General features: G+C 65.9%; 15 protein-coding genes. 2 read left to right on the top strand and 13 right to left on the bottom strand.

Going from position 1 to position 14,412, the window contains the following annotated elements; all coding sequences use genetic code 11:
• Positions 1-41: 41 nt before the first annotated feature.
• From ASD86_RS22210 to ASD86_RS22170, 9 genes are all read right to left on the bottom strand, one after another.
• Complete coding sequence (locus ASD86_RS22210; protein ID WP_056115972.1) at positions 42-467, bottom strand: F0F1 ATP synthase subunit epsilon; 426 nt, start codon at positions 465-467, stop codon at positions 42-44.
• Positions 468-638: 171 nt separating this feature from the next.
• Positions 639-2,066, bottom strand: coding sequence for a F0F1 ATP synthase subunit beta (gene atpD, locus ASD86_RS22205; protein WP_036108946.1), 1,428 nt, complete (start codon positions 2,064-2,066; stop codon positions 639-641).
• Between the two features lie 69 nt (positions 2,067-2,135).
• Positions 2,136-2,999 carry a F0F1 ATP synthase subunit gamma gene (gene atpG / locus ASD86_RS22200; RefSeq protein WP_056115969.1) on the bottom strand — a complete coding sequence of 288 codons (864 nt, stop codon included), beginning with the start codon at positions 2,997-2,999 and terminating at the stop codon, positions 2,136-2,138.
• A 110-nt stretch (positions 3,000-3,109) separates the two neighbouring features.
• Complete coding sequence (gene atpA, locus ASD86_RS22195; RefSeq protein ID WP_036108950.1) at positions 3,110-4,660, bottom strand: F0F1 ATP synthase subunit alpha; 1,551 nt, start codon at positions 4,658-4,660, stop codon at positions 3,110-3,112.
• Between the two features lie 138 nt (positions 4,661-4,798).
• Positions 4,799-5,326: a F0F1 ATP synthase subunit delta gene (locus ASD86_RS22190; protein ID WP_056115965.1), complete on the bottom strand. Its 528-nt coding sequence runs from the start codon at positions 5,324-5,326 to the stop codon at positions 4,799-4,801.
• 17 nt (positions 5,327-5,343) lie between these two features.
• Positions 5,344-5,814 carry a F0F1 ATP synthase subunit B gene (locus ASD86_RS22185; RefSeq protein WP_056115963.1) on the bottom strand — a complete coding sequence of 157 codons (471 nt, stop codon included), beginning with the start codon at positions 5,812-5,814 and terminating at the stop codon, positions 5,344-5,346.
• 86 nt (positions 5,815-5,900) lie between these two features.
• Positions 5,901-6,173, bottom strand: a complete 273-nt coding sequence (gene atpE, locus ASD86_RS22180) for a F0F1 ATP synthase subunit C (protein WP_036108959.1) — start codon at positions 6,171-6,173, stop codon at positions 5,901-5,903.
• An 84-nt stretch (positions 6,174-6,257) separates the two neighbouring features.
• Positions 6,258-7,109, bottom strand: a complete 852-nt coding sequence (atpB, locus tag ASD86_RS22175; protein ID WP_056115961.1) for a F0F1 ATP synthase subunit A — start codon at positions 7,107-7,109, stop codon at positions 6,258-6,260.
• Entirely contained in the window at positions 7,106-7,477 is a 372-nt protein-coding gene (locus ASD86_RS22170) for a hypothetical protein (RefSeq protein WP_036109156.1), read from the bottom strand. Before ASD86_RS22170 ends, atpB begins: the two co-directional genes overlap by 4 nt.
• Before the next feature lie 322 nt (positions 7,478-7,799).
• On the opposite strand from ASD86_RS22170, the gene ASD86_RS22165 reads away from it, so the two are divergent.
• Together ASD86_RS22165 and ASD86_RS22160 are read left to right on the top strand one after the other, a co-directional pair.
• The gene (locus ASD86_RS22165; RefSeq protein ID WP_056115959.1) at positions 7,800-8,012 is read left to right on the top strand and encodes a DUF2061 domain-containing protein; all 213 of its coding nucleotides are present in this window, start codon (positions 7,800-7,802) and stop codon (positions 8,010-8,012) included.
• 302 nt (positions 8,013-8,314) lie between these two features.
• Entirely contained in the window at positions 8,315-9,118 is an 804-nt protein-coding gene (locus ASD86_RS22160; protein WP_056116541.1) for a hypothetical protein, read from the top strand.
• Positions 9,119-9,230: 112 nt separating this feature from the next.
• Here ASD86_RS22160 and ASD86_RS22155 read toward each other — a convergent pair whose 3' ends face one another.
• The 4 genes from ASD86_RS22155 to ASD86_RS22140 all read right to left on the bottom strand — a co-directional run bounded on the left by ASD86_RS22155 (position 9,231) and on the right by ASD86_RS22140 (position 14,407).
• Complete coding sequence (locus ASD86_RS22155; protein WP_157477012.1) at positions 9,231-10,127, bottom strand: hypothetical protein; 897 nt, start codon at positions 10,125-10,127, stop codon at positions 9,231-9,233.
• Positions 10,084-11,949 (bottom strand): dihydrolipoyl dehydrogenase, encoded by a 1,866-nt coding sequence (gene lpdA / locus ASD86_RS22150; protein WP_056115952.1) that lies wholly within the window; start codon positions 11,947-11,949, stop codon positions 10,084-10,086. The genes ASD86_RS22155 and lpdA overlap by 44 nt, the downstream gene beginning before the upstream one ends.
• A 160-nt stretch (positions 11,950-12,109) precedes the next feature.
• The gene (locus ASD86_RS22145) at positions 12,110-12,808 is read right to left on the bottom strand and encodes a hypothetical protein (RefSeq protein WP_056115948.1); all 699 of its coding nucleotides are present in this window, start codon (positions 12,806-12,808) and stop codon (positions 12,110-12,112) included.
• Between the two features lie 177 nt (positions 12,809-12,985).
• Positions 12,986-14,407: a dihydrolipoyllysine-residue acetyltransferase gene (locus ASD86_RS22140; protein WP_056115943.1), complete on the bottom strand. Its 1,422-nt coding sequence runs from the start codon at positions 14,405-14,407 to the stop codon at positions 12,986-12,988.
• Between the last annotated feature and the right edge of the window lie 5 nt (positions 14,408-14,412).

Here is a 14,412-nt window from a genome sequence, read left to right as displayed (position 1 = left end):
CGCAAGGCCGGCGTTTTCGTAAGCGGCATGCAACCGCCGGCTTAGTGCTTCATGTTCTTGCGCAGACGCTCCAGCGCCTGCAGCTGCGCCATCGCTTCGGCCAGCTTGCTCTGGGCTTCGGCGATGTCCATCTGCGGACCGCGGTTGGCCAACGCCCGCTCGGCTTCTTCCTTGGCGGCGCGCACGGCGGCCTCGTCGATGTCCTGAGCGCGGATCGCGGTGTCGGCCAGCACGGTGACGACCTGCGGCTGCACCTCGAGAATGCCGCCGGACACGGCGAAATCCAGATGCTCGCCGTTGGGCAGGGTCACCACGACCTTGCCCGGCTTCAGGCGCGTGATCAGCGGTGCATGGCGCGGCGCGATGCCGAGTTCGCCGATCTCGCCGGTGGCGACGAGCAGCGTCGCCTCGCCGTGGAAGATTTCTTCCTCGGCGCTGACGATGTCGCAACGGAACGTGGTGGCCATAAAAAAACGCCTCTATTCATTGTCCCCCTCTCCCGCGTCGCGGGAGAGGGCAGGGGTGAGGGCACACGGGGTTGAAGCGCGAACGTCGTTGCAATCAAACGAACAACAACTCAAGCGCCCTCACCCTAACCCTAACCCTCTCCCGCGATGCGGGAGAGGGAACCGTGGGGTTTAGCCCACGCCCATCTTCTTGGCCTTCTCGACCGCTTCCTCGATGCCGCCGACCATGTAGAACGCCTGCTCCGGCAGGTGGTCGTATTCGCCGTCGCAGATGCCCTTGAAGCCGCGGATCGTGTCCTTCAGCGACACGTACTTGCCCGGGGCGCCGGTGAACACTTCGGCGACGTGGAACGGCTGCGAGAAGAAACGCTCGATCTTGCGCGCGCGCGACACGGCCTGCTTGTCTTCTTCCGACAGCTCGTCCATGCCGAGGATCGCGATGATGTCCTTGAGCTCCTTGTACTTCTGCAAGGTGGCCTGGACGCGGCGCGCGGTGTCGTAGTGCTCGGCGCCGATCACGTTCGGGTCGAGCTGACGCGAGGTGGAGTCGAGCGGATCGACCGCCGGGTAGATACCCAAGGATGCGATGTTACGGCTCAACACGACGGTGGCGTCGAGGTGGGCGAAGGTGGTCGCGGGCGACGGGTCGGTCAAGTCGTCGGCGGGCACGTACACGGCCTGGATCGAGGTGATCGAGCCGGTCTTGGTCGAGGTGATGCGTTCCTGCAGAACGCCCATTTCCTCGGCCAGGGTCGGCTGGTAACCCACCGCCGACGGCATGCGGCCGAGCAGCGCCGACACTTCGGTGCCGGCCAGGGTGTAGCGGTAGATGTTGTCGACGAAGAACAGCACGTCGCGGCCCTTGCCGTCGGCGTCCTTTTCGTCGCGGAAGTACTCGGCCATGGTCAGGCCGGTCAGCGCGACGCGCAGACGGTTGCCCGGCGGCTCGTTCATCTGGCCGTACACCATCGCGACCTTCGAGTCCTTCAGGCTCTCGAGCTGGATGACGCCGGCTTCGGCCATCTCGTGGTAGAAGTCGTTGCCTTCGCGGGTGCGCTCGCCGACGCCGGCGAACACCGACAGACCGGCGTGCTCGGTGGCGATGTTGTTGATCAGCTCGAGCATGTTGACCGTCTTGCCCACGCCGGCGCCGCCGAACAGGCCGACCTTGCCGCCCTTGGCGAACGGGCACATCAGGTCGATGACCTTGATGCCGGTTTCCAGCAGCTCGTTGCCCGAGGACTGGTCGGCGTAATCGGGCGCCGCGCGGTGGATTTCCCAATGCTCGGTGGCTTCGACCGGACCGGCTTCGTCGATCGGCTCGCCGAGCACGTTCATGATGCGGCCCAGGGTACCCGCGCCGACCGGCACCGACACGCCCTTGCCGGTGTTGATCGCCACCAGGTTGCGCTTGAGGCCGTCGGTGGAACCGAGCGCGATCGCGCGCACGATGCCGTCGCCCAGCTGCTGCTGCACTTCGAGGGTGATGGCGGTGTTCTCGACCTTCAACGCGTCGTACACGCGCGGAACCGACTCGCGTGCGAACTCGACGTCGACGACCGCACCGATGATCTGAACGATCTTGCCCTGGCTGCTCATCTTTGATTCCTCAGTAACTTTCAAATGCTGCTGGTGGTCGCAGGCCGAAGGCCGCGCCCACCGGATGGATTAGACCGCCGCGGCGCCGCCGACGATTTCGGAGATTTCCTGGGTGATCGCGGCCTGACGGGCCTTGTTGTAGACCAGGTTCAGAGTGCCGATCAGCTTGCTGGCGTTGTCGCTCGCCGACTTCATCGCGACCATGCGCGCGGCATGCTCGGAGGCCACGTTCTCCAGCACCGCCTGGTACACCAGCGACTCGATGTAACGGGTCAACACGTGGTTGAGCACGGTCTCCGCATCGGGTTCGTAGATGTAGTCCCAATCGTGCTTGGCGACCTGGGTTTCCGGCTCCGGCAGCGGCAGCAGCTGATCGAACGCCGCGCGCTGAGTCATGGTGTTGACGAAGTCGTTGTAGCAAAGGAACACGCGATCGATGTTGCCGCCGCTGTACGCGTCGAGCATCACCTTGATCACGCCGACCAGTTGCTCCAGGTGCGGCTTGTCGCCCAGGTGGGTGACCGAGGCCAGCATGTTGACCTTGACCCGGCGGAAGTACACCGAGGCCTTCTGGCCGATGGTGACCACGTCGACCTCGACGCCCTGCTCCTGCCACTTGCGCATTTCGCCCAGCAGCTTGCGGAACAGGTTGTTGTTGAGGCCGCCGGCCAGACCGCGGTCGGACGACACGATCACATAACCGACGCGCTTGGGATCCTTGCGCTCGACCATGTACGGATGCTGGTAATCGGAATTGGCCTGGGCCAGATGACCGATCACCTGCTTGATGACCCGCGCGTACGGGCGCGAGGTCTTCATCCGATCCTGCGCCTTGCGGATCTTGGAAGCCGAGACCATTTCGAGCGCGCGCGTCACCTTGCGGGTGTTCTGCACGCTCTTGATCTTGGTTTTGATTTCTCTGCCGCCGGCCATTGCTCGCTCCGCTCGTGGGATTGGGGATTCGGGATTCGGGATTCGCTGACGCGGGGATCGGGATCGGCTTGGCCGAATCCCGAATTCCTAATCGCGAATCCCGGCCTTGATCACCAGGTCCCGGTCTGCTTGAACTCTTCGATGCCCTTCTTGAAGGCGCCTTCGATGTCGTCGTTCCAATTGCCGGTGGCGTTGATCTGGTCGACCAGCTCGCCGGCGGTATTGGTGAAGTGCGCGTGCAGCGCTTCTTCGAACGCACCGATCTTGTTCACCGGCACGTCGTCCATGAAGCCCTTGTCGACCGCGTAGATCGACAGCGACTGCAGGGCGATCGACATCGGCGCGTACTGCTTCTGCTTCATAAGCTCAGTGACGCGCTGACCGCGCTCGAGCTGCTTGCGGGTGGCTTCGTCGAGGTCGGAGGCGAACTGCGCGAACGCAGCCAGCTCGCGGTACTGGGCCAGGGCGATACGGATGCCGCCGGACAGCTTCTTGACGATCTTGGTCTGGGCCGCGCCACCGACGCGCGACACCGAGATACCGGCGTTCACGGCCGGGCGGATGCCGGCGTTGAACAGGTCGGTTTCCAGGAAGATCTGGCCGTCGGTGATCGAGATCACGTTGGTCGGCACGAACGCCGAGACGTCGCCGGCCTGGGTTTCGATGATCGGCAGCGCGGTCAGCGAACCGGTCTTGCCCTTCACTTCGCCGTTGGTGAACTTCTCGACGTACTCGGTCGACACGCGCGCGGCGCGCTCGAGCAGGCGGCTGTGCAGATAGAAGACGTCGCCCGGGTAGGCTTCGCGACCCGGCGGGCGCTTGAGCAGCAGCGAGATCTGGCGGTAGGCCACGGCCTGCTTGGACAGATCGTCGTACACGATCAGCGCGTCTTCGCCGCGGTCGAGGAAGTACTCGCCCATGGTGCAGCCCGAGTAGGCGCTGATGTACTGCATCGCGGCCGATTCCGACGCGGTCGCGGCGACCACGATGGTGTGGGCGAGCGCGCCGTTTTCTTCCAGCTTGCGCACGACGTTGGCGACCGAGCTGGCCTTCTGGCCGATCGCGACGTACACGCACTTAATGCCGGTGCCCTTCTGGTTGATGATCGCGTCGATCGCCAGCGCGGTCTTGCCGGTCTGACGGTCGCCGATGATCAGCTCGCGCTGGCCACGGCCGATCGGGATCATCGCGTCGACGGTCTTGTAACCGGTCTGCACCGGCTGGTCGACCGACTTGCGCCAGATCACGCCCGGGGCGACGCGCTCCACCGGAGCGGTCATCGCCGCGCCGATCGGACCCTTGCCGTCGATCGGCTCGCCAAGCGCGTTGACCACGCGGCCGAGCAGTTCGCGACCGACCGGCACTTCCAGGATGCGTGCGGTGGTCTTGGCGATGTCGCCTTCGCGCAGGTGCTCGTAATCGCCCAGAACCACGGCGCCGACCGAGTCGCGCTCCAGGTTCAGCGCGAGCGCGAAGGTGTTGTTCGGCAGTTCGATCATTTCGCCCTGCATCACGTCAGCCAGGCCGTGGATGCGCACGATACCGTCGGACACCGAGGTGACGGTGCCTTCGTTGCGCGCTTCGGCGGCCAGCTTGACCTTCTCGATGCGGGTCTTGATCAGTTCACTGATTTCGGACGGGTTGAGCTGGGTGCTTGCCATTGTCGTTTCCTTGGTCCTGCATCGCGATGGGGCGACGCGCGGGTGCTTTCTTTTGGTTCGGGAGTCGGGAATCGGGAGTCGGGAATCGGAAGAGCGGGCCTTCGACGATTCCCTATTCTCGATTCCCTATTCCCGGCTTCAGCCGGCCAGTGCCGTCTGCAGGCGCGCGAGCTTGCCCTTGAGCGAGCCGTCGATCACCACGTCGCCCGCGTCGATCACCGCGCCGCCGATCAGCGATGCGTCGACCGCCGTTTCGATGTCGACCTGACGGCCGAAGCGCTTGGTCAGCGCGGCCTTGATCGCATCGAGTTCGGCCGCCGGCAGATCGTTGGCCGAGGTGACCTTGGCCTTGACCACGCGGTCGGCCTCGGCCCGCAGCTGTTCGAACAGCCCGGAGATTTCCGGCAGCAGCGCGAGGCGGCGGTTGTCGGCCAGCAGCGCGAGGAAGCGCTGCACCGACTCGTCCGCGCCGTCGATCGCGATCAATGCGATCGCATCGGCGGCGCTCAGCTGCGGGTGACCGAGCAACGCGGACACCCGCGGATCGGCGGCGACGCGCGCCGAGAAGGCAAGCGCGTCGGACCATTGCGCGGAACGGCCGGCATCGCGCGCCAGCGAAAACGCGGCGCGTGCATACGGTCGGGCGAGGGTGAGGTTCTGGCTCATCGCGTTGGGCTATCCGATCAGATTTCTGCGGCAAGCTCGTCGAGCAGCGCCTTGTGGGCGTTGGCGTCGATTTCGCGCTTGAGCAGTTTTTCGGCGCCGCTCACGGCCAGCGCGGACACCTGCTTGCGCAGTTCCTCGCGAGCGCGATCGGCGGCGGCGGCGATCTCGGCATCGGCCAGCGCCTTCAGGCGCGTGCCTTCGACCATTGCATCGGTCTTGGCCTGATCGACGATCTGGTTGGCGCGCTGATGGGCCTGGTCGATGACCTCATTGGCCTTGGTACGAGCTTCGCGCACGACCTCGTCCGCCTGCGCTTGCGCCTGCTGGATGAGAACTTCGGCGCCTTCGGCGTTCGCCAGACCTTCGGCGATCTTCTTCTGGCGCGCTTCGATCGCTGCGTTCAGCGGCGGCCAAATGAACTTCATCGTGAACCATACAAGGATCGCGAAGGAGAGCATCTGACCGAAGAAAGTCATGTTGGGATTCATGACGGGTCCTCGACGTTACTTACGTTGGGCCGGCCGGAACCGGCCCGGATTGCCTGGCCCGCGCCTGAGGCGCGGGCCGACGCGGATCAGCCAGCGGTCTGCAGGACGCTGATCAGCGGGTTGGCGAACGCGAAGAACAGAGCAACGGCGAGGCCGATGATGAACGCGGCGTCGATCAGGCCGGCGAGCAGGAACATACGGCCCTGCAGCATCGGCACCAGCTCCGGCTGACGCGCGGCGGATTCGAGGAACTTCGAGCCCATGAGCGCGATGCCCAGGCAAGCGCCCAGCGCGCCGAGACCGATGATGATGCCGATCGCGATCGCGGTCAGACCCTGAACGTTGGCGATGTACTCCATGGTGCTTCTCCTGGTAGAGGTAGTGCTAAGCGGTGAAGGGAAAACGAATTAGAAATCTGGATGCAGCGGGTGACGCGGCTTGAATCAATGGCTTTCGCGGGCGCCTGCGATGTAGACGACCGTGAGGATCATGAAGATGAAGGCCTGCAACAGGATGATCAGGATGTGGAAGATCGCCCAGGCGGCGTTGGCGAGAACGCCAGGCACGAAGGTGTAGATGCTTCCCATCAGACCGGCGATGAGCATGAACACCAGCTCGCCGCCGTACATGTTGCCGAACAGTCGCATCGCGAGCGAAACCGGCTTGACCAGCCACTCGATGATGTTCATGACCAGGTTGACCGGCACCAGCACGATCTTCATCACGCCATGCGCGTGGAACGGCGCGGTGACCAGTTCCTTGCCGAAACCGCCGGCGCCCTTGGCCGAGATCGCGTGACCGATCAGGATGAAGAACACCGAGGCCGAGATCGCGAAGGTGGTGTTGAGATCGGCGGTCGGAACCGCGCGGAAATACGTGTGGTGCGCCGCTTCCGGACCGGCGGTGACGTGCACCAGCCAACCGAACAGGTCGAGCGGCAGCAGGTCCATCGTGTTCATGAACACGACCCACATGAAGATGGTCAACGCCAGCGGGGTCACCGTGCGGCGATCGCCGTGGAAGGTGTCCTTGACCTGGCCGTCGATGAACTCGAGGATGATCTCGACGAACGCCTGGCCCTTGCTGGGAACGCCCGCCGTCGCTTTACGCGCGGCCAGGCCGAACCACAGGATGAACAGCAAACCGAGCACCAGGGCGACGATCCACGAGTCGAAGTTGAACTTCGACAACGCGTCGCTGCCAAAGACCTCACTGGTGTTGTGGGTCAAATGGTGCTTGATGTATTCGTTCAGGCCGCCCGAACCGGTCTGTTCACTCACGAAAGACACCTTCATCGTTGTTTCAAAAGATTAGCCAGTACGAAAGCCAGCGTCGCCGCGAGCAATCCCACCAGCATGGGGAGTGGAGGCAGACGCCACCAGGCCAGTCCCAGCCCGAATACCGTCAATACCGCCACCCACTTGAATATGACGCCGGCCAGCAACCGTCCTACAGCCATCCCGGCCGGTTGCACGCCCCCCCCGAGTGCCATCCTGGCCGCCACGAGGCTGCCAGCTACCGCCGCGCCGCCGCCGACCGCAGCCGCGAGCGCGAAGGACGCGCCCTTGGAGTAGAAGGCCAGCGCGACCAGCGCCGTCGCGCCGGCTTGCCAGGCAATCGCGCGCGACGCCAGCCGGCGGCCTGCGGACAATGGATCGTGCACGCGGGTCTCGTCGGTCTGGGGTTGGCGCAAAGCGCCCGGTAGAGCCGCAAAAGTATAGAGTGCGGGCGACTTTGCGGCAACCGGCGGCAGTCACGGACCTGCCATGGGGCGATCGGAAGCGGGCAACCGGGGCGGCGACAGGCGACTTCATGGCCGCAACTATGCGGCGCGGCGCGCTTGCGCTGAATTACCTGGCACGTAACGGACGCCGCATCGATACGGCCGTCGATAGCTGTGAGCTATCGGAACCGTCGGATCATTCGATTTGATTCCGCATCAGCGAAGCGTATTGTTGAGAATAATTCTCATCCAGGTCACCGCCATGAGCAAGACCCTCAGTTTCGCCTGCGTGCATTTCTCGGTCGCCTTCCTGGTCGGTTACCTGATGACCGGCAGCGTCTGGGTCGGCGGGGCGCTGGCCCTGGTCGAGCCGGCCTGCAACACCGTGGCCTTCCACCTGCACGAGAAATTCTGGAAGCGCATCGAGACCCGTCGCGCCGCCCAGGCCGCCGCCGGCGCGGCTTTGACGACCTGATCGAAAATCTTTGACGCACGGCGGAACCTTTCGCGAAAGCACCGGTCAGTATCTGGGAACGCCCGCCGCCACTCTCTCCTCGTCAATGGCAAAGCTGCGGTGGGCACCCCGAAGCCCCGGCATGACCCGCCGGGGCTTCGCCTTTTCGTGACGCGCATCACCGATTTCCGGCTTGGCACTTTGCCGAATCGGTCGCTCCCAATTTTTTCACAAATACTCCACCGCGAAGACGGCATTCATGTACGCACCAGTACACGAATGTGCTGCATTCCCCCGCCTTTCCTTTACGGAGTACACCTGTGATTTCCAGACTGCTTCCCTTGACGCTAGCGCTGGCCGCCGCGAGCGCCGCCTATGCCCTGCCCGCGCACGCAGAAGACGATCGATTCACGGTACGACTGGGCGCGATGTCCGTCGACACCAGCGGCGAACTGACCGCCGGCACCACCTTCCAGGGCCGCCCCTACGAGTTCAGCCAGGACTTCGATTTCGGCAGCAAGGAAACCGTGCCGCGCATCGAAGGCCAGTTCCACTTCGGCGAACGCCATCGCCTGCTGTTCAACTATTTCGGCTACGACAAGAGCAAGACCGCCACGCTGAGCGAGGACATCTCGTTCGACGACACCACGATTCCGGCCGGCAGCTTCGCCCGCGCCAAGGCCAAGTTCGAACTGGCCAGCGTGATGTACGACTACGCCGTGGTCGAGACCGACACGGTCAGCTGGGGCCTGCAGATCGGCGTGGAGTACGCCAAGATCGAAGGCAAGCTGCGCGCCCAGGCCGGCACCGCGAACTACAGCGACAAGCAGAGCGAAGACGGCTTCGCGCCGGTGGTCGGCACGCGCCTGCAGTTCTCGCCGGGCGAGAAGTGGCGCTTCATCGTGCAGGGCCAGTACCTGGACGCGGACTGGGGCGACTTCGGCGACTACGAAGGCGATATCAGCCGCGCCAATGCCTTGGTCGAATACCGCTTCACTCCGGCGGTCGGCGCGTTCGTCGGCTACGACTGGTTCAAGATCGACGCCAAGCGCAACGGCGGCGATGCGTCGGTCGGGTTGGATCAGCGCTTCAAGGGCCCGATGGCGGGCGTGACGTTCTCGTTCTAAGGTCGCGGAGCCTTCGGCTCCGATGCCCCGTGCTCCGATCGGACGATAGCGTCCGATCGGAGCCACGCGTACGACCCCAAGACCGTCTCCCGATGATGCCGTCCGCTGCCGGTTACAGATCCGGCACGTGTGCGCGCAACGTGCTCAAGCGCTCACGCAAGCAAATTTCCAACGCCAGCGGCATTCGCTCGAATTCGCTGCGATAGGCCTCGGCGGCCTGCATGCTGTCGATGGGCTTCAACGCGATCTTGCCGTCGACGAGATCGAACTGCGTGCCATAGCGCTGTGGCCGGCCTTCAATCAGCAGCAGATCGTCGACCTTCTCCATCGCATCGCGAATCAGATGCCCGTCGGCGCCGGGCACGCGTCGTTGCGTCTCCAGGAACGACTCGGCCCACCGTAGTTGCTGCGCGCGATCGTCGCGGTCGCGGTAGATCGCGAGCCACAAAGCTTCCACGCCATCCACGCCAATCTCATCGACGCCGGGCATCGGTCGACGCTGCAGAATCTCGCGCAGGTGCTGCACGGCCGCGCGCGCCTGCGCCGGCGTCACCCGCGGCTCGGGCGGGCGCGAAGCCTGCTGCCGGGCCGGCTTTGCGCCGGCGGCGACATCGGCCGCATCGGCGGCGGCATCGGCAGCAGTTGCGGCCGCATCTGCTGCCGCTTCAGCAGCGACTTTAGGAGCCGCGACCGCGGCGCTGCGGGGTTGGTAGTCGTAGCCGCCGTGCAACGCGATCAACCTCAGGCGCCGCACGTTGTCGCGCAAGGCCGGATCGCGCGGCGGCGCCGTCGGCTGGCGCAGGCGCGCTCGCTGCATGCGCGCGCCGCCGCTGTCCTTCCAGGCCTGCCCCCGAGGGCAGGCGCGGTAGTCCTCGTCTTTGGGCAGCACCGGCGGCCTCACCGACAGGGCCAGCGCCTGCGTCGCATAACAGCCGACGATCAAGGCCAGCGCCAGCGCGCCGAACTCAGCCCTTCTTCTTGGGAATATACAAATCCGTGATCGTTCCATCGAACACCTCCGCCGCCATGCCGACCGACTCGCTCAGAGTCGGGTGTGGATGGATGGTGTGGCCGATGTCGGCGACTTCGCAACCCATTTCGATCGCCAGGCCGACTTCGGAGATCAGATCGCCCGCATGCACGCCGACGATGCCGCCGCCGACGATGCGGTGGGTGGCTTCGTCGAAGATCAGTTTGGTGAAGCCCTCGGTGCGGCCGATGCCGATCGCGCGGCCGCTGGCGGCCCACGGGAACTTGCCGACGCCGACCTTCAGGCCCTTGGCCTTGGCTTCGGTCTCGGTGACGCCGACCCAGGCGATTTCCGGATCGGTGTAGGCCACCGACGGGATCACCCGCGCGACCCATTCCTTCTTCTCGCCCGCGGCCACTTCGGCGGCGAGCTTGCCCTCGTGGGTGGCCTTGTGCGCGAGCATCGGGTTACCGACCAGATCGCCGATGGCGAAGATGTGCGGCACGTTGGTGCGCATCTGCCGATCGACCGGAATGAAGCCGCGATCAGTCACGCCGACGCCGGCCTTGTCGGCGCCGATCTTGCCGCCGTTGGGCGAACGACCCACCGCGACCAGCACGCGATCAAAGACCTGCGCCTCGGGCGCCTTGTCGCCTTCGAACGACACCTTGATCCCGTCCTTGACCACTTCGGTGCCGGCGGCCTTGGTCTTGAGATGCACCGCGACGCCCTGCTTCTTCAGGCGATCGGCGAGCGGCTTGACCAGATCCGGATCGGCGCCCGGCATCAGCTGGTCGAGGAACTCGACCACGGTGACTTCGCTGCCCAGCGCGCGGTACACGGTGGCCATTTCCAGGCCGATGATGCCGCCGCCGACGACCAGCAATTTCTTCGGGATGTCGGCCAGTTCCAGCGCGTCGGTCGAGTCCATCACCCGCTTGTCGTCCCACGGGAAGTTCGGCAGCTTCACCGCCTGGGAACCCGCGGCGATGATGCATTGCTCGAAGCGGATCAGCTGGGTGCCGCCCTCGCCGGTCACTTCCAGTTCGTTCGGCGAAATGAAGGTGCCGGTGCCGGCGACCACGCGCACCTTGCGCTGCTTGGCCATGCCGGCCAGGCCCTTGGTCAGCTGGCCGACGACTTTTTCCTTGTACTTGCGCAGCACGTCCAGATCGATCGTCGGCTTGCCGAAGCTGACGCCGTAGTCGCTGGCGTGTTGGGCTTCGTCGATGACCGCGGCCGCGTGCAGCAGCGCCTTGGACGGAATGCAGCCGACGTTGAGGCAGACGCCGCCGAGGCTGGCGTAACGTTCGACCAGCACCGTGTCCAGGCCGAGGTCGGCGGCGCGGAACGCGGCGGTGTAGCCGCCGGGGCCGGAGCCGAGCACGAGCATGCGGCATTCGACGTCGGCCTTGCGGCCGCTTGCGGCGGCCGCGATGGGCGCAGGCGTGCTCGGAGCATTCGTCGGCGCGCTCGCAGGCGCTTCGTTCTTTCCACCGCTCGCGGGGGAAGGCTGGGATGGAGGCGCGGCGACCGGCTTGCCCTCACCCGCCGCGCTGGGCGCGGCGACCTCTCCCGCAGGCGGGAGAGGTGCTTTGGTTTCGCTGGCGGCGGCATCGCCCGCGGCTTCCAGGATCGCGATCACCGCGCCCTCGGCCACCTTGTCGCCGATCTTGACGCTGATCGACTTGACCACGCCGTCGGCCGAGGACGGGACTTCCATCGTCGCCTTGTCCGATTCCAGCGTGACCAGGCCCTGGTCCTTCTTGACCGTATCGCCGACCGCGACCAGCAGCTCGATGACGGGGACGCCGTCGTAATCGCCGATATCGGGAACCTTTACTTCGATGCTGTTGGCCATGACGCCGTGTCCTCCGGTTCTGATCTGTTTCTGGCGAACGCGCCGCGCGCATCCGTCGTGGGGTCGCGCGGCGGAGCCGCGCGGTGCGCGTGCGCCGTGACAGCGCGCGCGCTCGATGCGAAGCCGTCGCGTGCGGGCAGGCGCGCGGCGGCCGGGACGATCATTCGCCGGCCGCGGCGCTGCCGGCCTGGGCCAGCTGGGCGTCGAGCTGGTCCAGCGATTCGCCCAGCGCGCGCCAGCGGCGCTCGCGCTTGGAAATGCTTTCGTTGGCGGCCTCGGTCATCAGCCCGGCCTGCTCCATCAAGGTTTCGCCGACGCCGCAGTCAGGACGCAATCCGCTGACGCGGATGCCATCGACCAGGAACAGCAGCTGATCCTTGTCGTGGAACTCGGCCGGCTTGTCGTCCGGCGCCATCGTGGTCAGCGCGCGCTTCCAGGCGCTGACCACACGTGCGGCCAGTGCCTGCGGGATCGGCGCTTCTTCCTTGTCGACTTCCTGCTCCACGCGCAGTTGCAGGGCGCCGCCGCTGCGCGAGGAACTCCAGCTCTGCACGCGCTCGTTGGGCACGGCGTGACGCACCGTCCAGTCGGCCTCGCCTTCGCCGGCGATCAGCATCAGGCCGCTTTCCACGCCGCGCTGCGGCAGATAGGTCAGGCTCAGCCGTGGCGCGGCCTTGGCCGCGAGCAACTGTTCCACCGCCGAACCGTGGTTTTCGGTGGCCGGCGGCCAGCCGCGACCGAGCGCGAACGTGCAGCCGTCGGCGGCCTGCGCGAGCGGCGCGGCCAGGATCAAGGCCAGACCGAACCATGCGCATCGGCGCGAAGCGGAACCAGAACGTGCGAAGGGCATGCGGCTCATTGCAACGGGCGATCCTGTGTGGGCGGCTGGCGTCGGGGGCGTACTGGCGAGGAACGTACTGGCAAGGCAATGGCGAGGCGTGGCGATCGTGGCGTTGCGCGCATCACCGCCGACACGGGCGGCAATGCGCGGGTCATCGCGGCGGCGAACCGGCCACGCGACGACCGCGAACCGCGCTTACAGCAACACCCGCCGCATGTCGGCCAGCAACTGCGCCAGATGCGCGGTGAAACGCGCGGCGGCGGCGCCGTCGATGACGCGGTGATCGTAGGACAGCGACAGCGGCAGGATCAGGCGCGGCGCGAACTGCTTGCCGTCCCAGACCGGCTTGGTCGCCGACTTGGACACGCCGAGGATCGCCACTTCCGGCGCGTTGACGATCGGGGTGAACGCGGTGCCGCCGATGCCGCCGAGCGAGCTGATCGAGAAACAACCGCCGCTCATGTCGGCCGGGCCGAGCTTGCCGTCGCGCGCCTTGGCCGCGAGTTCGCCGGTTTCCTTGGCGATCTGCAGCACGCCCTTCTTGTCGCAGTCGCGCACCACCGGCACGACCAGGCCGTTCGGGGTGTCGGCGGCGAAGCCGATGTGGAAGTACTTCTTCAGCGTCAGATTTTCGCCGCTGGCGTCGAGCGAGGCGTTGAAGTTCGGGAATTTCTGCAGCGCCGACACCGAGGCCTTCATCAGGAACGCGAGCATGGTCAGCTTGAGGCCGGCCTTTTCGTTTTCCTTGTTGAGCGCCACGCGCAGCGCTTCCAGGTCGGTGATGTCGGCATCGTCGTGCTGGGTGACGTGCGGGATCATCGCCCAGTTGCGCGCGAGGTTGGCGCCGGACAGCTTCTGGATGCGGGTGAGCGGCTTGACCTCGGTCTCGCCGAACTTGCTGAAGTCGACCTTCGGCCACGGCAGCAGGTTGAGGCCGCCGCCCAGGCTCGGCGCCGCGCCGGCGCTGGCCGCGCCACCGCCGCCGCCGCCCTGCATGACGCCCTTGACGAAGGCCTGCACGTTTTCCTTGCTGATGCGGCCACCGCGCTCGCTGCCGGTGACGCGGCTCAGGTCGACGCCGAGCTCGCGCGCGAACAGGCGCACCGCTGGGCTGGCGTACGGCACCTTGTCGGGCATCAGCTCTTCGGCGGTGAAGGCGACCGGCGGGGTGCGCGGCGGCAGCGCTTCGGGGTCGGTGCCGGCGTTGGCGGCGGCGATCGGGGCGGGCGCCGGAGCGGCTTCGGACTTGGCCGGCGCTTCGGGCTTGGCAGCTTCCTGCTTCGCGGGCGCGGGGGCTTCGGCCTTGGTCGCAGCGGCGGGCGCGGCGGGTTTGGCGGGCTCTTCGGCTTTCGCGGGCGTTGCTTTTTCTTCCCCTTCGAGGGGTTCGATCAACGCCACCACGCTGCCTTCGGCCAGCTGATCGCCGATCTTGACCTTGAGTTCGCGAATCACGCCCGCGAACGGCGCGGGCACTTCCATGGTGGCCTTGTCGGATTCCAGCGTGACCAGGCCCTGGTCCTGGGTCACCGTGTCGCCGACCGCGACCAGCAGTTCGATGACGGGTACGCCGTCGTAGTCGCCGATGTCGGGGACGCGTGCTTCCTTCAGATCAGCCATGTTCG

This window comes from Lysobacter sp. Root690 (assembly GCF_001427785.1).
In the GTDB taxonomy this organism is placed as follows: Bacteria; Pseudomonadota; Gammaproteobacteria; order Xanthomonadales; family Xanthomonadaceae; genus Lysobacter.
The sequence above is the reverse complement of the archived record's forward strand: the minus strand, read 5'-3'. Positions and strand labels throughout refer to the sequence as shown.